Origin of the sequence: uncultured Anaerococcus sp., from assembly GCF_963512375.1 — a bacterium.
Classification (GTDB): Bacteria; Bacillota; Clostridia; order Tissierellales; family Peptoniphilaceae; genus Anaerococcus.
The window spans coordinates 116,299-141,142 of the sequence record NZ_CAUPMI010000001.1 but is presented as its reverse complement, the minus strand read 5'-3'; the positions used below and the strand labels follow the sequence as shown (position 1 = coordinate 141,142).

The 24,844-nt window shown below is 32.5% G+C and carries 26 protein-coding genes; 15 read left to right on the top strand and 11 right to left on the bottom strand.

The annotated features are described in order from the left end of the window. The first annotated feature begins 142 nt into the window (after positions 1-142). The 3 genes from RRB46_RS00790 to RRB46_RS00780 all read left to right on the top strand — a co-directional run bounded on the left by RRB46_RS00790 (position 143) and on the right by RRB46_RS00780 (position 1,472). Positions 143-736, top strand: a complete 594-nt coding sequence (locus RRB46_RS00790) for a TVP38/TMEM64 family protein (RefSeq protein ID WP_296127029.1) — start codon at positions 143-145, stop codon at positions 734-736. An 8-nt stretch (positions 737-744) separates the two neighbouring features. Continuing rightward, positions 745-1,083, top strand: coding sequence for an SdpI family protein (locus RRB46_RS00785; RefSeq protein WP_311537136.1), 339 nt, complete (start codon positions 745-747; stop codon positions 1,081-1,083). Positions 1,084-1,160: 77 nt separating this feature from the next. Then, entirely contained in the window at positions 1,161-1,472 is a 312-nt protein-coding gene (locus tag RRB46_RS00780; RefSeq protein WP_106461130.1) for a glutaredoxin, read from the top strand. A 76-nt stretch (positions 1,473-1,548) separates the two neighbouring features. Here RRB46_RS00780 and RRB46_RS00775 read toward each other — a convergent pair whose 3' ends face one another. The 5 genes from RRB46_RS00775 to RRB46_RS00755 form a co-directional block, all read right to left on the bottom strand. Continuing rightward, positions 1,549-3,171 (bottom strand): DEAD/DEAH box helicase, encoded by a 1,623-nt coding sequence (locus RRB46_RS00775; RefSeq protein ID WP_311537135.1) that lies wholly within the window; start codon positions 3,169-3,171, stop codon positions 1,549-1,551. A 170-nt stretch (positions 3,172-3,341) separates the two neighbouring features. Next, positions 3,342-3,755 (bottom strand): DUF2871 domain-containing protein, encoded by a 414-nt coding sequence (locus RRB46_RS00770; RefSeq protein ID WP_311537134.1) that lies wholly within the window; start codon positions 3,753-3,755, stop codon positions 3,342-3,344. After that, positions 3,748-4,413: a hypothetical protein gene (locus RRB46_RS00765; RefSeq protein WP_296127040.1), complete on the bottom strand. Its 666-nt coding sequence runs from the start codon at positions 4,411-4,413 to the stop codon at positions 3,748-3,750. The genes RRB46_RS00770 and RRB46_RS00765 overlap by 8 nt, the downstream gene beginning before the upstream one ends. Positions 4,414-4,479: 66 nt before the next feature. Further along, positions 4,480-5,028: a TetR/AcrR family transcriptional regulator gene (locus tag RRB46_RS00760; protein WP_311537133.1), complete on the bottom strand. Its 549-nt coding sequence runs from the start codon at positions 5,026-5,028 to the stop codon at positions 4,480-4,482. Positions 5,029-5,068: 40 nt separating this feature from the next. After that, positions 5,069-5,389 carry a DUF4491 family protein gene (locus RRB46_RS00755; RefSeq protein ID WP_297688655.1) on the bottom strand — a complete coding sequence of 107 codons (321 nt, stop codon included), beginning with the start codon at positions 5,387-5,389 and terminating at the stop codon, positions 5,069-5,071. 159 nt (positions 5,390-5,548) lie between these two features. On the opposite strand from RRB46_RS00755, the gene RRB46_RS00750 reads away from it, so the two are divergent. Beyond that, positions 5,549-5,953, top strand: coding sequence for a helix-turn-helix transcriptional regulator (locus tag RRB46_RS00750; RefSeq protein WP_311537132.1), 405 nt, complete (start codon positions 5,549-5,551; stop codon positions 5,951-5,953). A 9-nt stretch (positions 5,954-5,962) separates the two neighbouring features. Next, entirely contained in the window at positions 5,963-6,310 is a 348-nt protein-coding gene (locus RRB46_RS00745; RefSeq protein WP_296127048.1) for a hypothetical protein, read from the top strand. 43 nt (positions 6,311-6,353) lie between these two features. Here the strand turns inward: RRB46_RS00745 and RRB46_RS00740 are convergent, their stop codons facing one another. From RRB46_RS00740 to RRB46_RS00730, 3 genes are all read right to left on the bottom strand, one after another. Beyond that, on the bottom strand, positions 6,354-8,114 hold the full coding sequence (locus RRB46_RS00740) for an ABC transporter ATP-binding protein (RefSeq protein ID WP_311537131.1): 1,761 nt from the start codon (positions 8,112-8,114) through the stop codon (positions 6,354-6,356). Then, the gene (locus RRB46_RS00735; RefSeq protein ID WP_311537130.1) at positions 8,111-9,850 is read right to left on the bottom strand and encodes an ABC transporter ATP-binding protein; all 1,740 of its coding nucleotides are present in this window, start codon (positions 9,848-9,850) and stop codon (positions 8,111-8,113) included. The genes RRB46_RS00740 and RRB46_RS00735 overlap by 4 nt, the downstream gene beginning before the upstream one ends. A gap of 167 nt (positions 9,851-10,017) precedes the next feature. Further along, positions 10,018-10,629, bottom strand: coding sequence for a hypothetical protein (locus tag RRB46_RS00730; RefSeq protein WP_311537129.1), 612 nt, complete (start codon positions 10,627-10,629; stop codon positions 10,018-10,020). A 52-nt stretch (positions 10,630-10,681) separates the two neighbouring features. Between RRB46_RS00730 and RRB46_RS00725 the strand changes: the two genes are divergently transcribed. The 5 genes from RRB46_RS00725 (at position 10,682) to RRB46_RS00705 (ending at position 16,297) form a co-directional block, all read left to right on the top strand. After that, positions 10,682-12,874 carry a DNA internalization-related competence protein ComEC/Rec2 gene (locus RRB46_RS00725; RefSeq protein ID WP_311537128.1) on the top strand — a complete coding sequence of 731 codons (2,193 nt, stop codon included), beginning with the start codon at positions 10,682-10,684 and terminating at the stop codon, positions 12,872-12,874. Beyond that, the gene (gene holA, locus RRB46_RS00720) at positions 12,871-13,884 is read left to right on the top strand and encodes a DNA polymerase III subunit delta (RefSeq protein ID WP_311537127.1); all 1,014 of its coding nucleotides are present in this window, start codon (positions 12,871-12,873) and stop codon (positions 13,882-13,884) included. The genes RRB46_RS00725 and holA overlap by 4 nt, the downstream gene beginning before the upstream one ends. A gap of 164 nt (positions 13,885-14,048) precedes the next feature. Then, positions 14,049-14,471, top strand: coding sequence for a BlaI/MecI/CopY family transcriptional regulator (locus RRB46_RS00715; RefSeq protein WP_297688646.1), 423 nt, complete (start codon positions 14,049-14,051; stop codon positions 14,469-14,471). Positions 14,472-15,038: 567 nt separating this feature from the next. Next, positions 15,039-15,221, top strand: a complete 183-nt coding sequence (locus RRB46_RS00710) for a hypothetical protein (RefSeq protein WP_296127065.1) — start codon at positions 15,039-15,041, stop codon at positions 15,219-15,221. 218 nt (positions 15,222-15,439) lie between these two features. Then, on the top strand, positions 15,440-16,297 hold the full coding sequence (locus tag RRB46_RS00705; RefSeq protein ID WP_297688644.1) for a hypothetical protein: 858 nt from the start codon (positions 15,440-15,442) through the stop codon (positions 16,295-16,297). A gap of 1,237 nt (positions 16,298-17,534) precedes the next feature. On the opposite strand, the gene rpsT is transcribed toward RRB46_RS00705, so the two are convergent. Next, positions 17,535-17,801, bottom strand: a complete 267-nt coding sequence (gene rpsT / locus RRB46_RS00700) for a 30S ribosomal protein S20 (protein WP_106460615.1) — start codon at positions 17,799-17,801, stop codon at positions 17,535-17,537. 145 nt (positions 17,802-17,946) lie between these two features. On the opposite strand from rpsT, the gene lepB reads away from it, so the two are divergent. Together lepB and lepA are read left to right on the top strand one after the other, a co-directional pair. After that, complete coding sequence (lepB, locus tag RRB46_RS00695; protein WP_311537126.1) at positions 17,947-18,507, top strand: signal peptidase I; 561 nt, start codon at positions 17,947-17,949, stop codon at positions 18,505-18,507. A gap of 16 nt (positions 18,508-18,523) precedes the next feature. Next, positions 18,524-20,335: a translation elongation factor 4 gene (lepA, locus tag RRB46_RS00690; RefSeq protein ID WP_297688640.1), complete on the top strand. Its 1,812-nt coding sequence runs from the start codon at positions 18,524-18,526 to the stop codon at positions 20,333-20,335. Positions 20,336-20,356: 21 nt separating this feature from the next. On the opposite strand, the gene RRB46_RS00685 is transcribed toward lepA, so the two are convergent. Both RRB46_RS00685 and RRB46_RS00680 read right to left on the bottom strand, forming a co-directional pair. Beyond that, entirely contained in the window at positions 20,357-21,202 is an 846-nt protein-coding gene (locus RRB46_RS00685; RefSeq protein WP_311537125.1) for a zf-HC2 domain-containing protein, read from the bottom strand. After that, entirely contained in the window at positions 21,195-21,677 is a 483-nt protein-coding gene (locus tag RRB46_RS00680; RefSeq protein ID WP_311537124.1) for an RNA polymerase sigma factor, read from the bottom strand. The genes RRB46_RS00685 and RRB46_RS00680 overlap by 8 nt, the downstream gene beginning before the upstream one ends. A gap of 104 nt (positions 21,678-21,781) precedes the next feature. On the opposite strand from RRB46_RS00680, the gene RRB46_RS00675 reads away from it, so the two are divergent. The 3 genes from RRB46_RS00675 to hrcA all read left to right on the top strand — a co-directional run bounded on the left by RRB46_RS00675 (position 21,782) and on the right by hrcA (position 24,843). Continuing rightward, entirely contained in the window at positions 21,782-22,642 is an 861-nt protein-coding gene (locus RRB46_RS00675) for a GNAT family N-acetyltransferase (RefSeq protein WP_311537123.1), read from the top strand. After that, positions 22,635-23,756: a radical SAM family heme chaperone HemW gene (hemW, locus tag RRB46_RS00670; RefSeq protein WP_311537122.1), complete on the top strand. Its 1,122-nt coding sequence runs from the start codon at positions 22,635-22,637 to the stop codon at positions 23,754-23,756. Before RRB46_RS00675 ends, hemW begins: the two co-directional genes overlap by 8 nt. Positions 23,757-23,826: 70 nt before the next feature. Continuing rightward, entirely contained in the window at positions 23,827-24,843 is a 1,017-nt protein-coding gene (hrcA, locus tag RRB46_RS00665) for a heat-inducible transcriptional repressor HrcA (RefSeq protein WP_311537121.1), read from the top strand. Position 24,844: the final 1 nt, after the last annotated feature.

Here is a 24,844-nt window from a genome sequence, read left to right as displayed (position 1 = left end):
GCTTAAATTTTATTATTAAGGAAATCATAAAAAATTATAACTTTTTTTAAAGTCATAATTGTGTTATTATATAAGAAGAGCTTGACAGTTAAAAAGCATTAATGTATGATATCACTACATACATCATACAGTAGAGGCGAAAATGAAATCTTTTATCAAAAAAAATTTATTCAATATAATATCAATAATCCTATTAATAATAGCCTTAATACTTGCTTTTATAGTTTATAAAAAGGGCTACTTTAACTCACTAGAAAGCTTCAGAGACCTGATTTTATCTAAGGGAGCCTGGGGGCCAGCTGTATTTATGATAATTCAGATAATACAGATAGTAATTCCGATAATACCAGGAGGCCTTACCTGTGTAGCAGGAGTAGTGATATTTGGAGCATTTTGGGGCTTTATTTATAATTATATCTCAATTTGTGCTGGTTCAATACTTGTGTTTTTTATTTCCAGAACCTTTGGTAGATCCATAGTAATAAGGATTTTTGGAGAAGAAACATATAATAAACACAAGGATAAGCTAAAAGAGAAGACCTATGACAGATTTTTCGCCCTTGCTATATTTTTACCTGTAGCTCCTGATGATTTTTTGTGTTACTTAACAGGACTAACAAATATAAGTGTAAAAAAATATATAGCCATAATCTTATTGTGCAAGCCAGCTAGCATCTTGGCCTATTCCATGGGATGGGCTCTTGGTTTAGACTTTGTTATGAAAAGCATAAGATAGGAGATAATATGAATTTTGAATCCTTGCCTATATTTATAGTACCAGCTTATTTGGTATTTGTAGGTTTCATTTCAAATATGATAAAGAACAAAGAAATAGATAAAAAATATGGTTATAGGACAAATTTGTCAATGAAAAATAAGCAGAATTGGTATTTTGCCAATGATTTTATGGCCAAAGGCGCCTTTAGCCTAGCTATAGTTTTTATCATCTTCGGCCTAATCTTAAATAAATTTGTCATAATGTATACCTATAGAAAGATCATCCTAGTAATTATAGAATTTATGGCCTATATAATTCTTGGAATTATTTTAGAGTCCAGGCTTAAAAGGGTTCACAAGAAGTAATTTTATTAAGTTTTTTCTTATAAGCTTTGGGTAAATATATATTAAGTAAGACGTTAATATATATAGAAAGGATTTTTATGAGAAAAGAAATAGTAAGAGAATGGGATTTTGAACTTTATTTTAAACCTGATTGCCCATATTGTTTAAAAGTTTTAAATTATTTTAGGGACAATGATATAATCAAGTTTCCATCATATAATACAGAAGATGTAAACTGTGGTTATGAAAACCAAGATAAGCTAATCGAAGTAGGTGGAAAAGTTCAAGTTCCTTGCATGGTCATAGATGGCAAAGCCATGTATGAATCTGATGATATCATAGCCTATGCCAAGGAAAATTTCCTAGAAAAAGCTAAAGAAAATAAGGCTAAAAGAGAAGAAAATAAATAAGTATTTTAAAAGCCCAGATTTTTGGCCTGAGTCATCCAGATTTTGGATTAAGGTCAAAAAAGCTCGGGCTTTTTTATTATTTTTTAGCTTCTTCAACTTTTATTTTTTTACCTAATATCTTTTTATTATTTAATCCCTTAATAGCCTTATCTATGAGGCTTTTATCTATATCTACAAAGCTGTAAGATTTTTGAATTCTAATTTGGCCAATTTGATCACTTGGAATATGACTGAGTCGGTCTAGGGCCTTAACTAATTTGTTGGCGCTGAAATTATCAAGTTTTCCCCTGTTTATAAATAAGGTCGCCATATTTTCGTCATTATACTTAGGAGATGTATTCTTACTCTTAGCTTGTTTATTAGATTTTTTTGCCTTGTTATTGTCAATACCATCAATTTTTTCATGACGAGTTTTAGTAGATTTTCCAAGCTTATCGCTAAGTAGGACTTGGGCAATAGTGAAGGGATCGTAACCTTTTTCCATAAGTCTTATTAAGATAGTTTGTTCCTTTTCTGATTTTGTAAAATTTTCTAGTTTTGAGCTGATTTCTTCAATGACTTTTTCTTCTTGACTTTTACCCATCTGAGCTAGGCTTGGTATTTTCATTTCCTCTATATGGGCCTTGGTATATCTTTCTATAGCCTTTAGTCTTTGCCTGTCTCTACCTGCTATAAAGGAGTAGCTAACACCACTTTTACCGGCCCTGGCAGTTCTTCCTATCCTGTGTACATAATATTCATCTAGTTGGGGAAGGTCATAGTTAAATACTACATCCACATTATCTACATCCAGGCCACGGGCAGCTACATCAGTGGCAACTAGGATATGGATAGTATTGTTCCTAAACTTTTTCATCACCTGGTCTCTTTGGCCTTGTTTGAGATCCCCATGGAGGCCATCTACAAGGTAAGATTTTTTGCTTAGATTTTCTACAAGCCTATCGACTTTTCTTTTTGTATTACAAAATACTATGGCAAGCTGAGGCTTATTTATTTCGAGCAGCCTAGTTAGGGTCTCTTCCTTATCAGCTTCCTTCATAGGGATATAAAATTGGTCAATCCTATCAACAGTTAGTTCTTCAGCTTTTATCTTGATTGAAACAGGATTATTTTGATAGATTTTAGAAAATTCTGTTATTTCCTTACCCATGGTTGCTGAAAAAAAGCATGTTTGTCTTTCTTCACTTGTCGCATCAAGGATAAATTTCATATCATCCCTAAAGCCCATATCAAACATCTCATCAGCTTCATCTAGGACTACTATATCCAGCTTATCTAGTTTAAGAACCCTTCTTTTCATCAGGTCCATTAGCCTACCAGGTGTACCGACCACGATTTCTACACCCTTTTTAAGAGCTTTTATTTGTCTTACAATTTGGGTCCCACCATAGACAGATAAGATTTTGATATCCTTTTTATATTTAGCTAATTTTTCAATTTCTTTTGTTACTTGCATACATAATTCTCTAGTTGGGCATAGGATTAGGGCTTGTGTTATGCCATTTGTTTCTACTTTTTCTACAATAGGAATAGCAAATGCTGCAGTCTTGCCTGTACCTGTTTGAGCTTGGCCAATCAAATCTCTACCTTCAAGGAGGGCAGGGATGGTTTGTTCTTGTATTGGTGATGGACTTTCAAATCCCATGTCATCTAGGGCTTTTAGTGTTTCTTCTGATATTTTTAATTCTTTAAATTCCATTAATTGTTTATTTTTCCTTTTCTCTTTGCTAATTAAAAAAGGCAGTCGCCATAAGACAACTGCCAAATACTATGTTTATTATACCCTGACTTAATTATTAATCACTCCTTTTGAGAAACATTTAGATTGCCATACAAAATATCAATTAACTTTATTATAAGAAAATTAACTTATTCTTTTACTAAACTTTTTAGAAAAGAATAAAGAAAATAAAAAGCAAGAGCAAGAATTATATGGCCAAGGCCTGCAAAACCTGAAATACTTGCATCAAGAGCTTTTTGATTTAGGTCATAAATTTGATAAAAGCCCCTGGCAACTAGGCTTAAAAGACTTAAGCTAAGGCCTATATTATAGGTGATATAAAATCTTTTTTCTTTTTTAATATCTGAAGAATCAAAGTTTTTAGCAAATAGGGCCAAGATAAGAAAAATTATAAAGCCAAGCACAAGGCTGTGGCCGTGAGCAAGGGATAGGTTTGTCCTGCCTGTAAAGCCTATAAATTTTGTAAACTCCCTATAAAAGGCTCCTATAAATAAGCCAAAAACTCCATAAGCAAAGGCTGTTTTAATATATTTTTTAGTCATTATTTTCTCCTCTCATTGCCCAGTAGCCTATAAGAATTGTCCAGATATAGGCGCAGGTTTTTGGTATCATCAAGATGCCGATAAGGGGCATAGTTTTTTCAAATAAAACTACTGGCAAGTAAAATCCAAAGCTTAGGACGATTGTTAGCCAGAGATTTTTAAAAGCTAGGTCTCCTTCTTCTCTAGATTTCTTATAGAAAATTATTATTATAAGAAGTCCTAAGATGGTAAAGGGAATATTCCTATAAATAGCCCATGCAAATGGTGAATTTATGCTCAAAAACATATTTTCAGGGCATAGGACCAGGCTAATCCTCAATATGGATAGGACCCAGATTAAAAAGCTCAATCCTTTCTTATCCCTAATCTTGTAGCGCAAACGCCAAATATAGTATAAAATTAGGTAAAATATGGTCATTGTAATAGAAGTAATTAGCTTACCAAGGCCAAGAGCAAAGGTCCAGTTTTCTAGGCCTGTAGTATTTAGAGCTAAGGCTCTGGGAACTAGGTGGAAGGCATCTCCCAGACCTAAAACAAGGGCCATTAGGCCAAATAAGAAATATTGTTTATCTTTTCCTTCTCTAACCATCCTTATACCAAGGAATGTCACAGTCGTTAGGTAAAAAATATCAAAGAGACTTTCAAATATAGCTTGCATATTATCCTTCTTTCTGAACATTGTTCATTTTTGAGTTTTAGAAAACCCGCACCTTTTGCGGGTCTTTTAATAAATAATTTTTTCAATAATCTTTAAAAATAGGTCCTTATCGTAATTTTTGTCAACAATAAAGCATATGCTTGTGGTAAGGATATATTTTATAAGGTCATCCTTTGAAAAAGCATCGTTAAAAGTAGCTTGCTTAATTTTTTTATCCTTATTAAGAACGCAAATCATTTCTCTTTTGAGCTTTTCAATATAGAAATCCATCGAACTTTTAGCCTTATCCTTGTTTTTTGACTTGAAAGATAGGGAGTGGATATTAAAAAAATTGGGATACTTTTTAATACCTGAGATAAGATGATCTAAAACATGGTCTATATATTTTATAAAATCATCAAAAGCAAGGCTTTTATCATCGATTCTAAATATATCTTCCCAAACACTTTCTATGGTCTCTATCAACAAATCATCCTTCGACGGGAAATAATTGTAGATTGAACCTACAGCAAGATCGCATCTGCTTGCAAGTTTTCTTATACTAAGGGAATTTAGCCCTTCTTCTGCTACAATTTCTCTTGAAAATATAAGGATTTTTTCTTTAGAAATACTCATTAAAACTCCTTATGAACATCGTTCATTTTCATTATAAGGTCTATTTATCTTTTGTCAAATTATTTCTTAAATCATCATAATATTTTTTTCTATTAGGATTTTCTGGAAACCAGCCCTTAAGCACCCTTTCCTCTTGCTCGCTCACTTCCTTTATCGACCAAAAACAGCAGCAAGCAATCACTCCAGCAAAGATACTAGGTATTAGGCTTTTAATAAAAATAGAAACAAGAGTAAAGATAAGTCCTGCTAGAAAAAAATATTTATTAACCTTTTTACCAAAATAATATTCTCCCTTTATCACTAGGGGATGAAAAATCCCTATAAGAAAAAATGTCACTAAACCAACTAAAATTCCTTCCATAAATCCTCCTTATATAATTATCTAATATATAGACTTATCAGTCAAATAATATTGAAATTGACCTATGTAAAAGAGTTTTTACATAAAAATAAGCCAATGTAAAGTATAATTGATAGACGAAAATAAAAAAATACACTAAGATATGATTAGGAGGTAGGAATGAATATTGGAGATAAACTAAAACAAGCAAGATTAAATAAAAAAATGACACAAGAGGAGGTAGCGGATAAACTTTACGTTTCTAGGCAATCCATATCTAATTGGGAGAATAACAAAACATATCCTGATATAGGAAATGTTCTTGCCTTATCCGACTTATATGAGATTAGCTTGGATGAACTTTTGAAAGGTAGCGATAATTTTATGAAACATTTGGAAGAATCAACAGATATAGTAAGATCAAACAAAAAACTCATTTTCTATATAATTATGGGCCTAGTCATAATGGTTGTTATGGCAATGTTTACAGAACTTTTACCGGAAAAAGTAGTTTTAATTGCTATATTTACTCTGGCAGTAATAGTAACAGGCTTAGTTTATAGTGAGATTATTAAAAGATTTTAGGAGAAGGAAATGGATATAAAATTAATAATAATGGTTATAAGTGGGGCAGTCTTTGTGGTTGGAGCTTTTTTTCTCCAATATAATATATATCAGATGACTCAAATTGATGCAAAAGCGAGAGGACTTAAACATCCTAAATTATTGGGTGTTTTAAATATCTCAGGTAATAATGGCAATGCCTTTTTGCTAGCTTATTTGATTGGTAGGAAGAAATACCCAATACAAAATATTTCTAGCAAAGATTTGGCAGACCTTGAATTGTATAAGAAAAAATCTCTCCTCGCCTTATCAATGAATCTTATAGCATCTTTGGTTTTTGTAATAGCCTTTATATACTATACGGGTATGACATTTTAAATTTATAAAAAGCTTAAGCGATTTTACGCCTAAGCTTTTTTCCTTATAGATATAACTCTGCTTGCGTTGTAAACATCTCTTTGTAGAGACCATCTTCTTTCATGAGTTGATCATGAGTACCATTTTCTGTAATTTTCCCTTTATCACAAACTATAATCCTATCAGCATACTTTGTAGATGATAGCCTGTGGGAGATGAAAAGCGATGTTTGGCCTTTGGAAATTTTTAGCATATTTTCAAAAATTTCCTGTTCGCTCCTTGGATCAAGGGCGCTGGTTGGCTCATCCATGATGAAGAATTTCCCTTGGTGGAAGATTGAACGGGCAAGGGCTAGCTTCTGACCTATTCCTCCAGATGGCTCTACTGACTTGTCTGAGAATAGGTAGGTGAGGAAGGTATCTTCTTTTTCTACTTGTTTAGATATCCAATCAGATAAATTTAGAAGGTCAAAGGCCTTATCCATATTTTTATACTCAAGATCTGTGATATCTTCCTTCAATTTACTTGTGATATTTTCGCTAATCCTAAAAGGAAAGAGCCTAAAATCTTGGAAGGTAGGGGATAGGATCTCATAGTATCTTTTTGTTGAAATCTTAGAAATATCTATATCATTTAGATAGATAGCCCCTTCAGTAGGTTCGTAAAATTTACACAATAGTTTTACTATAGTAGATTTACCAGCTCCATTTTTGCCCACAAGGGCGAGGGTCTCGCCATTTTTTATTTCAAAAGAACAGTCTTTTAGGACATAATCCTCACTTGCTGGATATTTAAAGGAGACATTGTCAAATCTAATCCTAATCTCATTTGTGTCAATATCAGTGATTTCTCCCTTATCAAGTAGGCCTTCTTCCATTTCAAGGAAGTTAAAAAATACCTCTAATTGAGCATTTACAGAAATAACCTTGGCGTAGTTTTGTTGGATGAGGTTAGTTGCGTTTATCACCTGTATTAGGGAGTTGAAATACATGGTGAAGTTTGCAAGGCTTATGGTCTTATCGATTAATTTATAGGTTAGATAAATTAAGGTTAAGATAATTGAACCATTAGCACTTACATTCATAATCCCAGTGTAGATTCCATTTTTATTGAAGTAGTTGGTTGAAGATTTTATCATTTCTTGTTGATAAAAATCAGCCTTTTCAAGGACTAAGTCTTGGCCGTCGTAGATTTCTATATCCTTAAAATATCTTAAGTCTGAAGCAAAATTTGCAAAAAACCTATAAGACCTTAGGTCTGAAATATTATTTTCTTGGTATTTTAGCTCATTTTCCTTAATTAATTTCACAATTTTTTTGTTTATCAAAACTAGTAAAACTAATAAAATAATGATGGCAGGGTTTAGTTTCACAAGTATTCCCAAAGATAAGATTCCTGTGATCACAGCAGATACCACCAAAACTATGATGTCGTAGAGGGTGTACATTTCCCAAACCGCATAATGGGCTTGTTCCATCATATCTTGAACATCTTTGGAGTCTGACTTTTCTATGGGAAGTCTTAGAGATTTTTGAGCAATTTTAAAGGTAAGCTTATCTGACATATCTTCAAAGACAAGGGTCAGGTAATTATTTAAGCCCCTATAGGTTATTTCTTTTATAAAACCTAGGACTATAACTAAAAATCCAAGACCTAGGCAGTAGGAAATGCGTTTAGCTCCCATAAGCTCATCAATTATAAACTTTGGAGCGAAAATATTTATAAGCGGCAAAAACCCCAGAACAAGGTTTGTAATAATTACCCTAAGGGTAAATCCAGGCTGGTAGGTGTCGATTAATTTAAAGAGTTTTCTTATATTTTTCATAGGACCTCCTTGTAATTGTTTGCTTGGAGATTATAGAGGTCTTTATAATCCTCACAAGTATTCATCAGCTCATCATGAGTACCATTTGCTAAAATCTTCCCGTCCTTAAGATAAATTATCCTGTCACAAAACTTAGTTGATGCAAGCCTGTGGGAGATAAAAATCGAAGACTTATCGCAGGTTAAATCGTCATAAAGCATGTAAAGTTCTCTTTCGTTAAGGGCATCAAGCTGGGCTGTCGGCTCATCTAGGATTAATAGTTTAGCCTTAGATTTTGCTATAGCACGGGCTAAAAATAGCCTTTGCTTTTGGCCACCAGATAAATCAACCCCATCATTGTCTAAAATCCTTAAAAGAATTTGGTCATCCTTTTTATCATACTTATTAATGATTTCATCTAGGTGGGTCATCTTGTAAATCTCATCTATGTTTTTATCCTCAGTCGACATTAGGATATTTTCCTTAAAGGAAAATGGCAAGAGATTTGAATCTTGAAAGACAGCTGAAATTAGCTTTTTATAGTCTATATGAGAATCCTTTATATCTTCTCCGTTTATTAAAATCTTACCCTCTGTCGGTTGGTATAAACCTGCAAGAAGTAGGGCAAGGGTTGACTTACCTGCACCATTTTCTCCTACAAGGGCGATGGTTTCAGAATCTTTTATCCTTAGATTAATATTTTCTAATACAAAGGTATCTGTACCTGGATATTTAAAGCAAACTTCATCAAGGACAATTTCTACTTGGTCTGGATAAATTTCTTCTTTTTCATCCTTACAGACATCTGTCACCTTAAAAAATGGCTTAAACATTGTAAAGTTCCTTCTAATATCAGTAAAAAACCACATAGTTTGGTGGTTAAAGGCAATAAAAGCAAAGATTGCTGTAAAGTAGACATAGAAATTTGCTACTGATATCCTTCCAGCTATAAGGCCTGTCATTAGCCAATAGATTATAAGTCCGTCCCTGATTAGGTTAAATACATTTGCCAGAGTAAAAATCCTAAGGGTCTTTGTGTTGACTTCTCCTAGACGCTTTATCCTATCCTTGTTGGTTTTGCCATAATAAGATTTAAAAATCCTTATGGTATCAAAAATTAAAATATCTTGCTTAGATAGGGGAGATTTCATTTCGTTGTTAAGCTTGGCAAACTTATCCCAATTTGGACTCATAGCATCCCAATAGTCATTATATGATTTTGGGACTTGGTTTAATAGTAACCAGGAAATTATGGTGAGGATAATTGTAGTAGCAAGAACCCAAAGGTCCATAGACATAAAAATCCACAAAAATCCACCAATCGAAATTACAAGTGCAAAGATATTTGGCAAATCCATCATTATGCCACCAGCTCCAAGCCAAGGCGATTCTACAGCCTTCATGGCATCACTTATTTTTTCAGATTCTGACTTTTCCTTTTTCTTAGCATAGGGTAGGTAGAGCGAATACTCTGTGATTATATTCATCAGCTTGTAACGGACGTGGTTCATCCTCATCCTGTAATTGCCCATAACAAAGGCGTCAAAAAAGCTGATTAATGAAGAAATAAAAAATAAGCCTATAAAGAATATTGGAAAAACTTTAGGATTTCCTTGATAGTTTTCTAGGATATAGGCAGGTGAAATAATCCATAAGAAGGGTTTGATCCCTACAAATAGACCATAAAGTGTGATTAGTAAAAACATGATTGGCTCCAAACGAGCCATCTTTTTAATTAAAAATTTAAATTCTTTCATAGTGCCGAAATTTCGGCATCCTCCTTGTTTTTTCTTATGTAAGTCAAGGAGCTATCCTTACTTACTAGTTACTTGCTTTCATTCCTTTTCTTAATTTTGTCATTTTTCTTCTCTCCTTTCTGTAAATTTATAATAGTTTACCATGCTGTAGTATTTTTGTCAATATCTTATCTACCAGCCGAAAAGCTTATGATAGTATTTTTCCCATCCTTGTGTACATCCAAGACCTTAAATTTTATAATCTTATAGGTGTTGTTAAAGCAAATATTAGAATTAATTACAGTTCCAAGGCCAGCTACTTCTGTAATTCCTGCGTTAGATGTGATAGGTAGGCTTGAATCAATGGCATAGTTTATCATTTCATCAAAAAGCTCAGGGTCAATATCATCTCTGTAATTGATAAGGCTTATGTAGGCTTCATCTTCATTTAGAAATAAATTGGTCTTAATCTTGCCATAAAACCCTTCAAGGAAAATTTGAAAGAGAATGTAGGCGGTGTTGTAGGATAGGTTTCTATATCTTAATTTTTTATCTACTTCAAGGACCACTTGGTCTTTACTTATCTTTCCATCTACAGAAATTAATAGCTTGCCTCTATTTTCCTTTACCTCTATAACTTCCTTATCATCTAGGAATTTATAATCATTTATGAGTTCGTTATCATCAGCCATAAAGATATTTTTATCGACTATAATTTGGCTTATGTTATTTTTAAATCTCTTATCAAGGACTTTTGCCTTGATATTTAATATTTCAGGATAATTTTCATATATTTTCATAGGTCACCTCTAAATCTATTATAACATATGATATAATTAAATAGAGGTTTTTATGAAAAAAAATTTAGCTCTAATCCTCCTAGGCCTAATTTTGGGCATAGGAGCCTTTATAAATTTTGAAAATCTAAATATATTTAAGCTAGGACTTGTAAGCCTAAGTCTTGCCTTTATTGCATTTAAGAAAAATAGGGATTTTTCTCTAGTAGTTCTTGCAATTTTCTTAGGCTTTACTTTAAGCTTTATTAGACTTTCTTCCTTTAATTTAAATGAAAGTGATATGGAAAATGTCCAGGTCAAGATTTTGGAAAAAAGAAAGTCAAATGACTCCTATAGGTATACAGTCCACATAAAAAATAAGACCTATGACCAAAAGGCCTTTATCTTTGATGAGGGAGATTTTGATATAGGGGATATTATGGATCTTGAGGGAGAGCTTAAGCTTATAAATAGGAATACCAATCCAAATTTATTTAATTTTAGGTCCTATACTATTTCAAAAAATGTAAGTCTTGAATTTAAGCCAAAGGATCTCAATCAAGAGATACTTAGAAGTCAGTCTAAAAATATATTTTTAAAGATAAGAAAGGGATTTTTTTCTTACATAAATAGGATTTTTTCTAATAACTTATCCAAAAAGTCATCAGATTTTGTAATTTCACTTTTGTTAACAGATAATCTGATTGACAGGGAAAGCCTTGGCAAGATGGGCCTTGCCCATATTTTAGCAGTTTCTGGCCTTCACATGGATATGCTTATGACATTTTTATCTTTTATAGGCCTTAAGCTAAAAATTCCTTATAAGTACACCAGGATAGCAGGTCTTATCCTAGTTGGTCTTTATGCCTATATAATCGGTTTTCCATATTCTGTTCAGAGGGTCCTTATAATAAATTTGATAGGCTTTGTGGGATTTTTGTATAGGAAACCGATAGATAGGGTCAAATCATTGATAATTGCGGCCTTAATAATTTTGCTGATAAATCCTTTTGCTCTTTTATCATCGGGTTTTATTCTATCCTTTGTGGCATGTCTTGCAATTTATAGGATTTACCCACGCTTTAAAAAGCTTTTTAAAGAAGGCTTTATAAGAGATTCTTTCGCCTTTACAAGTGCAATCCAGCTTTCTGCCGTACCCTTTGTTGCCTATTATTTTAGGTATTATAATCTTTTATCAATACCAGCAAACTTTTTAATTGTGCCAATATTTGAAATAGCCATATATTTGATGTTTTTTATTATTTTTACCTATCCGATTTTAGGAAGACTTCTAAAATTAGCCTTTATCGGCCTAGATTTATTAGTAAGGTCTATACTTAATATGACAAGTTTCTTAGGATCTATTTCATTTTTAAGCTTAGACTTTGTGGCAGAAAATATTTTGGTATCCATATTTTTATTTATACTAATTTATATTTTTGCCAATGTAAAGGTAAAGAAGAACTTTGGTAAATTCCTGGGGCTTTCCCTTGCCATAACTTCCATGTCGATAGTCATGGATTTTGTAAATAGAGACATAAGCTATCAGATGATTGACATTGGCCAGGGAGATGCCTTTTTGATAGATGATAGGGGCAAATATTATATGATTGATGTAGGGGGACCTAAGTATAAGGACTATGATTCTGGCAAGAGAATCCTTGTTCCCTACCTTAAAAGCATTGGGGTTAAGGAAATTGATGGAGTCTTTATAAGTCATGAAGATAAGGACCATGCTGGTAACCTTGATTATTTGCTAGAAAATATTAGGGTTAAAAATATAATAGTTGATAAGTCTCTATCAAAAGAATTTAAGGATAAATACCAAGCAAAGATAATAAATATAGGTGATGAAGTCAAGCTTTCTGATGGTTTTATCAGATGTATTTATGATGGGGAGAATAATGAAAATGAAAATGATAAGTCAATGGGACTATTGATAAATATAAAGGGTAAGACAATCCTAAGCCTAGGAGACTTATCAGCTGAATTTGAAAATAGATTAGACCAAAGGGCTGATATATTAAAGCTATCCCACCATGGGTCAAGGTCATCTTCAAGTAAGGAATTTATAGATAAGGTAGATCCAGATATTGCCTTAATATCAGCAGGAAGAAATAACACTTACGGCCACCCAAATAGGGAAGTTTTACACAATATTAGGGGGATAAAGACCTACAACACCCAAAGTGATGGCCTAGTTAAAATTAGGGTTAAAAATAAGGAAATTAAAGTAGAAAAATATTTGAAAGGAGGGTTTTTTAGATGAAATATGTAGATTTTTTTAAAAGTCTAAGTGGTAATCAAACAAGCGGAGTTTATTTATTTGATTCTGAGGAAGAATACCTCAATACCACCCTGATAGAAGAGGCAGATAGAAAAATAAATATAAAAGACTTTAACCTAATAAGGATAAAGGGCGAGACAGACTACGAAACTCTCAAAAATTCCTACGAAACCTATCCTGTCATGGAAGATAAAAAGATAATAATCTGGCAGAATATAGACCTAAGTAAGGATAAGGTTGCTTCTTACAAGGAAGTCTTAGATGGACTTAGCAAAGATTTGGCAGATTTCCCAGCCTATGCGACACTTATGATTTTTTCTGATAATAAGCCATTTAAGGGCAAATTTTACAAGGAAGTTAAAAAGCAGGGAAATATTGTAGAAATTGAAAGGCTAAATAATAGGGAACTGAGGTCCTTCATCGGTAAGAGATTTTTAAGCAAAAATAAAAAAATCTCAAATCAATTTATAGGAGAAATAGTAGATAGATTTTCCTACCTATCCTACAACAGCGGGGTAGACTTATATGAAATAGTAAACTCAGTAGATAAAATCATATCAAATTCAAATGATGAAGTCATAACAAGAGAGGATATAGAAGATCAATTAGACCAGGTCCTTAATTTATCTATATTTAACTTAACAGATGCCCTTTCCAAAAAAGATACAAAAACAGCCATGAAGACCTTCTTATCAATGGCAAAATCAGGAGAAGACCTCTTTATGGTCTACCATATGATAATAAGGCAAATTAGGATTTTAACAACTATAAAAAGTCTGAGTCAAGCTTCCTACAATGATTCTTTTATGATGAAAACAGCGAAGATAGGAAGCTTCGAACTAAAAAAAGCCAAGGACTTTATAAGAAATTTCGGCCTTGATGAATTAATCGATATAAATGAAAGAATATTTGATATGGAAAAAAGAAGCAAGTCAGAAAATTTTGATATGAAAGATGAGCTCTTGAAGTTGATTGCCTTTGTGGGGATTTAGAGAATTTATAACTAAATGGAGATGTATTAAATATAAAAAATATTATTTAAATGGTCAAAATACTTGACCATTTTTAAAAACTGTGATATATTCAAGATGAATATAATTAAATTCACGAAAATAAAAAAATAAACGAAACTGCAATTTATAAAGGAGGTAATATAGTGGAATTTTCAGATGGAGAACTAATGGTAATGGAAGAATTGTGGAAAGGCGATGTCTTAGATGAAAATGGAGAAATTCAAGCCTTAGCCTTATCAAAAATATTAATGGAAAGGCACAATATAAGCAAAACATCTTGCTACACATTTTTTGGAAGATTAGTAGAAAAAGGAGCCATAGCTAGGAGGTATCCTAAATATACAATTAGGGTCCTTGTATCAAGGGAAGATGCCCTACTAAATAAGCAAAAAGAAGCCTTTCACAAACTTTTTAAGGGATCACTTTTAAATATTTGTAAAACGTTTTTACAAAATGAAGAAGTCACAAAAGAAGAAATAGAAGAGATGAAGAAATTAATAGCAAGCTTTGACGAAGAGGAGAAAGAAGACCAAGAGGAAGAAAAGAATGACACTAAGTCTAACTAGTGTTCTTATACTCGAAAAATCTATCAAAAGTCTTTTATTATCACTAGTGACTTCCTATTATAGAAGTAATTAAGAAAAAGTTGATCTGACAAGTGATAAATCTGATATAGAGTATGTCTTATATTTATCAAGGATTAGAGAAAAATGTCAAGAGAAAATAAAAAATAATTATCTTGAAATTTAAGGCACGTCAAACAAGCCTAAAAATTATGCTTAAAAAAATTAAATAACAATTAAATAACAACTAAATATTAGGTATATAAGCTTTGTTATCCCTCAAAACATCAAAAATTATGTTAGTAAGTTTTCTAGCAACAGCACCAATAGCTGTTCCATGAGCCTTACCCCTTTGTCTAAGTTTATAATAATATATAGACAAAGCAGGATCCTTAAAAGCTACAACACTAGCAGAAAGCCAAATAGCACGTCTAAGATAAGGAGATTAATTGTTATGATAAACTAATTATTGTTGGTTTAGTTTATTAAAGAAAATTAGTAGAGACTGTTGAAGCCTACATTAATTACGACAAGCATAACACTATATATAACATAGGTAGGTGAATGAAAATGAAAAATAAAAATTGTAAAAAAATAGGAAATGTTTTTGGTATAATAGCGGGTATTATATGGTTTTTTTTAGGTTTATCACAACACTTTTTAGAAAATTATGTAAATATTCTTATAGTACTTATTGGTATAGCTTTAATTATTATAAATATCATGCTACTTAAGGAAAATACATCTGATTAATATGTGTTAAAGATAGAGTTATTTAACAAAAAGGAGGAAAATATGAATAATAATAAATTAATAAAAAGAATTGCTATATTTTAGCAATACAAATAACCATTTTATCATTTCCATTTACAAATATAGGATATGCAGAGGAAAATTTTTCTGAAAAGTTAATTGTTGAGGAAAATGGAGTTTTATATCAATCAAAAAATCAGAAGGATTATTTTTTAGAGGTGTTTAAAGAAAATAAGTTTTATTATTTTTATATGGAAACTAGTAAGTATGTGAAGACATTTACATTAGATAGTAAAAATAATAAAATTATAGAAGCTTATTACAAAAAGATTGATGATTTAGATAATATTATTGAGTATAAAATACCTTCCAATTACTATGTAAATGCTCTAAATCAAAATAAGTCTATAGATCTACAACCTATAAATAAGACTACAGAAGACATAAAAATTTTAGGTTTGTTTAATAATATTTTTAATGAAATTCAAAAAATGGAAAGTGTAACCATTGATACAACAGATATAATTTCAAATGAAGTGTTAAATGATTTAGACAATGAAAGCTTGAATGTAGGTATAGAGAAAAACAGTTCTACAAATGGAAATAAGGCAATCAGAGCAGCACAAAATGTTTATGGGGACTATATTTTTAATAGATACTTAGGTAGTGGGAAATATTATAATAAAACAGGATATTTATATTTTACTAGAACATTTGGAGCAACTAAAATAACGGATATATGGGTAGCAGCTGGACGAACTGTGTCTGCTATTAGTCTTTTATTAGGCATTCCTGCTTCAGGAGTAAAAGCAATAATAAGTCTTGGAGTATCAGCTGCAGGTTTACTTATATCATTAAAACCTGAGACTGTCCATACATACAAGACTATGGTGCATGACTTAAAGGAAGTAAAAGTAGGATCTTATTACCCTTATCGTTCTTTAAAAGACATAACTGGTGAGGTACAGATGACAGACTGGGGAGTTTCACCATTTTACTATAAAAAAACAAGATATAGTGATAATATTTACTCAAATAATCAAGCTATAATCAAAAGAGGTTGTGAATTATATTAAATCAACTGTAAGATAAAAGAGTGAATTTCTCTTTTATCTGGAAGGCGGTAGTTATAAAAAAGGGGGCTGTTGCAAAAGTCCTAACATAGAAAAAAGACGAGGAAACTATATATCCTCGTCTTTTTCTGAGGTATGACGGGCATGTTCTAATGCTGGGGTGAAAATCCCTAAAGAGTGTGTTTGTCAACGAATCTGATAGCGACTTGCAAGTTTTAGATGGCGACATTTAGGAGAGAAGAAGCAATAGCGAAATCGTGGCTTGACGAACATGAACAGAATATAAGGCGTAAAAGGTGGGCAAGTTAGCCTCAGATAACAAAGACCCAAAAGACAACCGTAAACTCAAGGCGTAAATTCTGCAAGTAAACGATGAAAGTATTAGAGCTTATCCCGTGAGGTCTCATTAGCGAAACAGCAGTAACAACGAATAGTGAGAAGTCAGCAGAAGTCATTGTACTATCGTATACGGAACCGTACGTACGGTGGTGAGAGAGGACGGTGAATGAAATAATCATTTGCCTCTTACTCGATTTTTTTCGACTTCCTTAATTTCTTTCGCCGTTGCGGTTACAATCCATGTCATTATCATATGTGACTACAAAAAAAGAACGCTCCTATTCGTCGCATCTTTTTTTCTTTGCTGCATAATGTTTTTCATCAATTTCTCTTCACAACTTCGTTGTTCGATAAATTGTGAAAATCGTAAAAATTTTGCTCACAGTGTCTGTCTTTATTCTTTGCGACTACAAAAAAAGAACGCTCCTATTCGTCGCGTCGTTCTTTCCTTTCTGCATAATGTTTTTCATCAATTTCTCTTCACAACTTCGTTGTTCGATAAATTGTGAAAATCGTAAAAATTTTGCTCACAGGTGTGTATTTATTCTATGCGACTACAAAAAAAGAACGCTCCTTTTCGTCGCGTCCTTTTTTTTTCGCTGCATAATGTTTTTCTATTATTTTCCTACGTGCTTTGCACTTGTAAAATAATGAAAAACGCACAAATATTGCTGGCAAAGGTGTGTCTTTAGCCTATGCGACTCGAGAAATTAAACGCTCCTACTCGTCGCGTTGAATTTCTCTCCCTGCATAAAGTTTTTCTATTATTTTCCTGCGTGCTTCGCACTTTGTAAAATAATGAAAAACGAGCAGATATTGCTTGCAATATCTGCTCTACTTTTAAATGAGTGATTATCAGTAGTCATATGTCGGGATCCATTACTGATTATCACTCATTTTCTTATGCGTTTGCTGCGTTTAATTTTTTAGCTAATCTTGATGTTACAGATGCAACTCTGTTTTTGTGGATTACATTTTTGCTTTCTGCTTGTTTTAGCTTTTTGTCAACTAATTTTAGTAATTCTCTAGCTTGGTCTAGTTCATTTGCTTCTATAGCTGCTTCAAACTTTTTGATGTAAGTTTTGATTGCTGATTTTCTTGACTTATTTCTAAGAGTATTTCTTTTAGCGACTTCAATTCTTTTTTGACTTGATTTAATGTTTGCCATCTATTTTCACCTCTTCTCTTTTTTTACTTGACTTATGTATTCTACCATAAACTTTCAAAAAGCTCAAGTTTTTATTATATTTTTAAGAATTTTTTGAGAATTGACCCCATATAGTATATAATAATTCAAGGAATGAGAGGTTATTATGGAAGAGAAAAATAAAAAGAAGGATACCATCTTAAGTGTGATTTGGGATTGGGTTAAAACCATTGCTGTTGCCTTGATCATAACTTTTTTTGTTAAGTTTTTTATTGTTGATGCCACTAGAGTTTCTGGGGATTCGATGTTAAATACCCTACATAGTGATGATATGCTTATGGTTAATAAGATTGGAAAATATTTTGGCGACTATAAAAGGGGACAGATTGTTATTATTAATGCCCCAGATTACCCAAGTAGATTGTATGTTAAAAGAGTTATAGGAACTCCTGGCGATACTGTTAAGCTTAAGGATGGTAAGGTCCTTATTAATGGAGAAGTACTTGAAGAAAAATATATAGCAAGTGACCATACCCTAGAAGGTCTTGCTGGTGATGAATTTATCTTAGGTAGCAATGAATACTTAGTTTTTGGGGACAATAGGGATAATTCTAATGACTCTAGAAATTTTGGTAAGATATATAAAGAAGATATTGTAGGTCATGCATTTTTAAGGTTCTATCCTTTTGCTGATGCAGGACTTATTGATAATAATCCATATAAATAAGATTAGTAGGAGATATATGACAAAGAGAAAAGAAAATATTAGAAATTTTTCAATAATTGCCCATATTGACCACGGCAAGTCTACCCTTGCAGATAGGCTCATTGAAAAAAGTGAAAATATAAGCCAAAGGGATATCAAAGAGCAGATGCTTGATGATATGGAGCTTGAAAAGGAACGTGGTATTACAATTAAGCTTAAGTCTATTAAGATTCATTACAAGGCTAATGATGGCAAGACTTATGACCTCAACCTAATTGATACTCCAGGCCATGTGGACTTTAACTATGAGGTATCTAGGTCTCTTAAGGCTTGTGAAGGAGCTATTCTTGTTGTTGATGCTAGTCAGGGGGTTGAGGCTCAGACCTTGGCCAATACTTACTTAGCTCTTGAGCAAGATTTGGAAATTCTTCCAGTTTTAAATAAGATTGACCTTCCAAGCGCTAGGCCTGATGAGATTAAACTTGAGATAGAAAATCAGATTGGCCTTGATACTGATGGAATTCCAATGATTTCTGCCAAGACTGGCCTAAATATTGAAGATGTTTTAGAAGATATTGTTAAAAACGTACCTGCACCAGAAGATCATGATGATAAACCACTTAAGGCCCTTATTTTTGATTCTTATTATGACTCTTATGTGGGAGTTGTTTGTTATGTAAGAATCTTTGAAGGAGTTGTTAGACCTGGAGATGAGATTGTCATGATGAACACTGGCAAGAAATACGAAGTCAACCAAGTTGGTTATACAACAAGGGGTAGGATTGCGACAAAGGAGCTAAGAAGTGGAGACGTTGGCTTTATAGAGGCATCTATCAAGGAAGTAAAGGATGCTAGGGTCGGTGATACTATCACAAGTGTGTCAAATCCTACAGATAAGCCACTTTCTGGCTATAAGGAAGTCCTACCAATGGTTTATTCTGGTATCTATCCTGCTGAGGGTGAATCTTTTGATAAGCTAAGAGATTCTTTAGAAAAGCTTCAGGTAAATGACGCTGCCCTTGTATTTGAGCAGGAAAATTCTCAAGCTCTTGGTGTAGGTCTTAGGGCGGGTTTCCTTGGACTTTTACACATGGATATCATTACCCAAAGGCTTGAAAGAGAATATGACCTAGATATAATCGCTACTGCTCCATCAGTTATTTATAAGATTAAGCTTAAGGGAGAGGATGAAGAAAAAGAATTACAAAATCCTAATGATTTCCCAGATCCTACAGAAATCCAATATATAAAGGAACCAGAAACTATTTCTGAAATCATCACTCCAAAGGAATATATTGGTCAGGTAATGGATTTGGCCCAATCTAGACGTGGGGAGCTTATAAATATGACCTATATAGATGAAAATAGGGTTTCTATTAAGTATAAGATTCCATTAAATGAGGTAATTTACAATTTCTTTGACAATCTTAAGTCAAGGACAAAGGGTTATGCTTCCCTTGATTATGAAGTAACTGGCTATAAGGTTTCAGACCTAGTTAAGCTTAATATCCTAATTAACGAACAAAATGTCGATGCCTTATCTCTAATCGTTCATAGAGACAATGCCTATGCAAGGGGTAGGGGAATTGTTGAAAAGCTAAAGGATGAGATTCCAAGACAACAATTTGCCGTGCCAATCCAAGCGGCCATTGGTGCAAAAATTATAGCTAGGGAGACAGTAAGGGCCTTGAGAAAAGATGTTATCGCCAAATGCTATGGTGGTGATATTTCTAGAAAGAAAAAGCTTCTTGAAAAACAAAAAGAAGGTAAGAAAAAAATGCGTCAACTTGGTAATGTTGAAGTCCCACAAGAGGCCTTCCTATCAGTACTTAAGCTTGATGATGAATAAAATAAAAAAGGGTGTGATTTCTCACATCCTTTTTTGGTCTCTTGCTATGCTTAGGAAGATCAAAAACAAATAGATTCCTAAGGATAAAAATGCAATGTATTTAAAATCTGTCGTTGGATAATAGGTTGCTGTATTTAATCCTTTAACTGCAATAATTGCTAGGAAAAGTGATATGGGAGCACCAATTAGTAGAGTTTTTATTGGTAGACTTAGGGATTTTTTTCTGAGTTTTTCTTGTAAAAATATGGCAAAAGCTATTACAAAAAATCCAATGATTGACATCCAGGCATATAAACCAAAGACCAATCTTGGAAGTAGAGTTTGGCGAACTTCTCCATGTCCAATTACCATAATTGGCATGGATTCGTGGTTTTGATATTGGACAGTTTTTATCTTATCCTTATGAAAAGTTAGGGATTTTTTTGGCCTATCTTTATTAAAAAGCTCGTCATATTTTGTAGTATAGGCATCAAGGTAGATGGCATCTTCTGTGTCAGTATAATCAATCCCACTGACCTTGTCAGAAAATTCTACTGTGTAGATGGCATCGCCCTTGTAAACTTTGTACAAGTCCTTTTCATACTCAATATGCCTTGGCATGTTTAGATAAGATATGATAAAAATGAGTATTGATCCTATCAGCGAGACCACTGCTAGGGTGAAAAACCTAGTCTCTTTTTTTATCCTTTTTTCTACAAAATCTAGGGGCTTTGTATTTTCATTTTTAATTTCGATTTCATCTGTCAATAGGTTTTTGCACTTAGGGCAAGACTTTAAATGGTCTTCTACAAATTTAACTGATTCTTCGCTTAAAAGATTTTCCTTATATAAGGGAAGTAAATCTTTTATAATATCACAATTATTCATCATTTTCCTCCATTAATATTTTTAATTTTTCCTTGGCCCTGTGGTAGATGACACAGGCCCAGTTTTGGTTTTTCTTATAAACCTCTTCAATTTCCTTAAAAGATAGGTCGTTAAGTCTTAGTTTTACAACATCTTTGTAAGGATTTTCAAGGCTTTCTATTGCCATATCCAAATTAGATAGATTTTCTTTGTACAATAAATCTTTTTCAAAAGATTCCAATTCCTGGTCAAAGTCTTCGATTTTATCAGTGAGCAAAAGCCTTTTGTTTTTTTTATAATAGTTGTAATAGGTGTTTTTACCAATTTGAAAAAGATAAGATTTGACCTTGGAGTCTTCGATATTTTCAATATTTTTCATGGCCCTAATAAAGCTTTCTGAGCAAATATCCTGGGCCACTTCTTTATTCTTGCATAGATATAGCAAAAATCTATACAAGTCATCAAAATATATCCTATAAATTTTTTCTATATCCATAGTGCCTCCTTCATATAGTAGACAGTTTACTTAGTCATATCTTACAAAATTTTAAAATAAAATCCATTATTGTATAGTATATTTATCATGGATAAGGAGTATTTATGGATATTAAAGTTGATTTTACTGATTTAGTTATAAAAACTGATAGGCTTGTACTTAGAGCCTTTAGAGATTCTGATTTAGAAGATTTTTTTGAATACGCAAAAATACCTGGACTTGGTGAAATGGCTGGTTGGCCTCATCATGAAAATCTAGATTACACTAGGGAAGTTTTAGAAAGATTTAAAAAAAATAAAAACGTCCTTGCTATAGATATGGATGGCAAGGTAATCGGATCTATAGTACTTCGCCCAGTGGATGAGGATTTTTATAAAGAATTTGAAGGTAAAAAGGCCAAGGAGATAGGTTTTGTATTAAGTCCTGCTTACCATAGGCAAAAAATTATGACAGAAGCTGTTAGGGCCCTTATGAAATATGCCTTTGAAGAGCTTGGTCTTGATTATATTTCTGCTGGCTATTTTAGAAATAATTTTAAGTCTAGAGATTTTCAAAAGAAGCTTGGCTTTACTTATTATGGCAGCCATGTTGTAAAAGTTCCTATGGGAATTTTAGCACCAGTTCACCAAACAATTTTGACTAAAGAAGACTATAAAAACCATAAAATAGGCCATGTAGAAGAGAAAAAAACAGCAAAGGCAAGCGAAGAGCTAGTTTTAAAGTCAGAATGCGAGATAATTAAAAGATTATATTTCGAAAAGGAAAATGAATTTAGTCCAAAAAACTCAGGTCATGCTTACTATATTGTCGTGATAGAAGGCAGGGTCAGGATTATAGCAGATGGTAAGGAATACACATATTTTCCTGCTGATGTCCTTAGGATAAAGAAGGGGTCTGATTTTAAGATAATAAGCAGATCTGCTGCTAAGCTAGTGCTTATAGAATTGATAGGTAAAAATGAATAAGATAGGAGCCTATATTCATATTCCCTTTTGTGAGAAAAAGTGTTATTATTGCGACTTTGCAGCCTTTCCTAATCTAGAAAATTGGATTAGGCCCTATGTTTCAAATCTTGTAAAAGAAATAAATTTTTATAGGCAAAGGATGGATGTAATCATAGATACCATCTATATTGGCGGAGGGACACCTTCTTATATAGACGCTCGACTCATTGAAGAAATAGTAGATGAAATCTATAAATTTAAGACGGACATAAAAGAATTTACAATTGAGGCAAATCCAAATTCTCTTGATAAGGAAAAGCTTGAAATTTATAAGAAGCTTGGCATAAATAGGATCTCGCTAGGAGTCCAATCCTTTGATGATAGGGTCCTTAAAAATATTGGCAGAAACCACACAAGAGAGAGAGCCCTCAGGGATATAGATTTGATTAGGGAAGCAGGATTTAAAAATTTATCCTTTGATTTGATGCTAAACCTCCCTGGTCAAGATTTGGATTCTGTAAAAAAGGACTTGGATTTTGTAAAGAAAATTAATCCAGACCATATTTCTTGGTATTCCTTGATTCTTGACAAAGGATCAAGGTTCTATGCCCTTGATAGGCAAGGTAAGCTTGATTTAATGGATAGCGATTTAGAGGTAGATATCTTTGATATGATAATAGATGAACTTGCTAAGCTAAAACTTAATAGGTATGAGATATCAAATTTTGCCAAGCAAGGTTTTGAATCACTTCATAACAAAAAATATTGGAATGGCGAGGGTTACTTTGGTTTTGGCCTTGGAGCTAGCGGCTATCTTTCAAATACCAGATATAGCAATACAAGAAATCTAGCAATTTATGATAAGTTTATAAGAGAAAATAAGCTTCCTATTATAAATAAAGAATTTATTGATAAGGATGAGAAGGAAAAAGAATATATAATTTTTAAGCTAAGAGAGGTAGAGGGTATAAATCTTAAGACCTTTAAAGAAAAATTTAAGGCTGACTTCTTAGAAAAATATAAAGAGTCAGTTGATAAATTTTATAGGGATGGATTTTTTAAAATATCTGATAGGATAAGCTTTACTAAGAAGGGATTTTCTCTTTCTAATGAGTTTTTCCTAGAAATAATATAATATTTCTTGACAAAGAAATCCTAGCTAGTATACTATAATTAGCAGTCGATACTAAAGAGTGCTAAAAGGAGTGAAAGACTTGAAAGATAGAAGAATGCAGATACTTTTCTCTATCATAAACTCCTATATCCTAGAGGGAGAACCAGTAGGCTCTAAGAGTTTGGCTGATGATTATTCCTTTGATGTATCACCGGCTACTATTAGAAATGATATGTCATCTCTAGAAAAGAAAGGCCTCCTAAAAAAGGCCCATACCTCAAGTGGTAGGCTACCTTCAGATAAGGGCTACAGATTTTTTGTAGACCACTTACTTGAAAATGGTCTTTTAGATAAGAAAAATGATCCTAAAAACTTGAGGAAAATTTTGGATAAGAGATATCATAATGCTACAGATATTGTAGATTCAGCTACAAAGATTTTAGCGACAATTACAAATCTGACAGCAGTATCTATCACATATAAAAATCAAATAAAATCAATAGCCAACATAGAGCTATTAAGGGTAAACGATTATGCACTCATACTTATAGTAGTCTATGACAATGGCCTAGTTGTTAATGATTTGATTTATTTAAAATACGAGATAGATGACGAAAGTCTAGCGCAAATTAATAATATATTAAGGAGCGAGCTAATTGGTTCAAGTATTTATGATATAGGAAAGAAAATCATAAGTATAGAAGAGAAGTTAAATCTAAATTATAAGTATTTGCTCGATATAATCCAAACTAAGATGGAAAATGAATCTAGCAAGGATTCTGATAAGGAAATCAAGATAGAGGGTTTGGGTAATATATTCAATTTTAAAGAATTTGATGATATAGTCAAAGCTAAAGAATTTATCAATCTCTTTGAAAATCCAGATATTATTACAGATTTTCTAACTGATAAAAATGACCAAAGCCTAGTCATCACTATCGGAGAAGAAAATAAAATCGACCAGTTAAAGGAAAATACAATCATAACTTCCTATTTTAAGGTAGATGAAAATACCATCGGTAAGATTGGCATAGTCGGTCTTACTAGGATTAGATATAAGGAAGTTATAGAAAGTATTAAGCTAGTTTCAGATTTACTAAATGAATAAA

Excerpts from the sequence above, each read along its gene's own strand:
- RRB46_RS00790 (WP_296127029.1), top strand. The coding sequence starts at position 143 with ATGAAATCTTTTATCAAAAAAAATTTATTCAATATAATATCAATAATC.
- RRB46_RS00785 (WP_311537136.1), top strand. The coding sequence starts at position 745 with ATGAATTTTGAATCCTTGCCTATATTTATAGTACCAGCTTATTTGGTA.
- RRB46_RS00780 (WP_106461130.1), top strand. The coding sequence starts at position 1,161 with ATGAGAAAAGAAATAGTAAGAGAATGGGATTTTGAACTTTATTTTAAA.
- RRB46_RS00775 (WP_311537135.1), bottom strand. The coding sequence starts at position 3,171 with ATGGAATTTAAAGAATTAAAAATATCAGAAGAAACACTAAAAGCCCTA.
- RRB46_RS00770 (WP_311537134.1), bottom strand. The coding sequence starts at position 3,755 with ATGACTAAAAAATATATTAAAACAGCCTTTGCTTATGGAGTTTTTGGC.
- RRB46_RS00765 (WP_296127040.1), bottom strand. The coding sequence starts at position 4,413 with ATGCAAGCTATATTTGAAAGTCTCTTTGATATTTTTTACCTAACGACT.
- RRB46_RS00760 (WP_311537133.1), bottom strand. The coding sequence starts at position 5,028 with ATGAGTATTTCTAAAGAAAAAATCCTTATATTTTCAAGAGAAATTGTA.
- RRB46_RS00755 (WP_297688655.1), bottom strand. The coding sequence starts at position 5,389 with ATGGAAGGAATTTTAGTTGGTTTAGTGACATTTTTTCTTATAGGGATT.
- RRB46_RS00750 (WP_311537132.1), top strand. The coding sequence starts at position 5,549 with ATGAATATTGGAGATAAACTAAAACAAGCAAGATTAAATAAAAAAATG.
- RRB46_RS00745 (WP_296127048.1), top strand. The coding sequence starts at position 5,963 with ATGGATATAAAATTAATAATAATGGTTATAAGTGGGGCAGTCTTTGTG.
- RRB46_RS00740 (WP_311537131.1), bottom strand. The coding sequence starts at position 8,114 with ATGAAAAATATAAGAAAACTCTTTAAATTAATCGACACCTACCAGCCT.
- RRB46_RS00735 (WP_311537130.1), bottom strand. The coding sequence starts at position 9,850 with ATGAAAGAATTTAAATTTTTAATTAAAAAGATGGCTCGTTTGGAGCCA.
- RRB46_RS00730 (WP_311537129.1), bottom strand. The coding sequence starts at position 10,629 with ATGAAAATATATGAAAATTATCCTGAAATATTAAATATCAAGGCAAAA.
- RRB46_RS00725 (WP_311537128.1), top strand. The coding sequence starts at position 10,682 with ATGAAAAAAAATTTAGCTCTAATCCTCCTAGGCCTAATTTTGGGCATA.
- holA (WP_311537127.1), top strand. The coding sequence starts at position 12,871 with ATGAAATATGTAGATTTTTTTAAAAGTCTAAGTGGTAATCAAACAAGC.
- RRB46_RS00710 (WP_296127065.1), top strand. The coding sequence starts at position 15,039 with ATGAAAAATAAAAATTGTAAAAAAATAGGAAATGTTTTTGGTATAATA.
- rpsT (WP_106460615.1), bottom strand. The coding sequence starts at position 17,801 with ATGGCAAACATTAAATCAAGTCAAAAAAGAATTGAAGTCGCTAAAAGA.
- lepB (WP_311537126.1), top strand. The coding sequence starts at position 17,947 with ATGGAAGAGAAAAATAAAAAGAAGGATACCATCTTAAGTGTGATTTGG.
- lepA (WP_297688640.1), top strand. The coding sequence starts at position 18,524 with ATGACAAAGAGAAAAGAAAATATTAGAAATTTTTCAATAATTGCCCAT.
- RRB46_RS00685 (WP_311537125.1), bottom strand. The coding sequence starts at position 21,202 with ATGAATAATTGTGATATTATAAAAGATTTACTTCCCTTATATAAGGAA.
- RRB46_RS00680 (WP_311537124.1), bottom strand. The coding sequence starts at position 21,677 with ATGGATATAGAAAAAATTTATAGGATATATTTTGATGACTTGTATAGA.
- RRB46_RS00675 (WP_311537123.1), top strand. The coding sequence starts at position 21,782 with ATGGATATTAAAGTTGATTTTACTGATTTAGTTATAAAAACTGATAGG.
- hemW (WP_311537122.1), top strand. The coding sequence starts at position 22,635 with ATGAATAAGATAGGAGCCTATATTCATATTCCCTTTTGTGAGAAAAAG.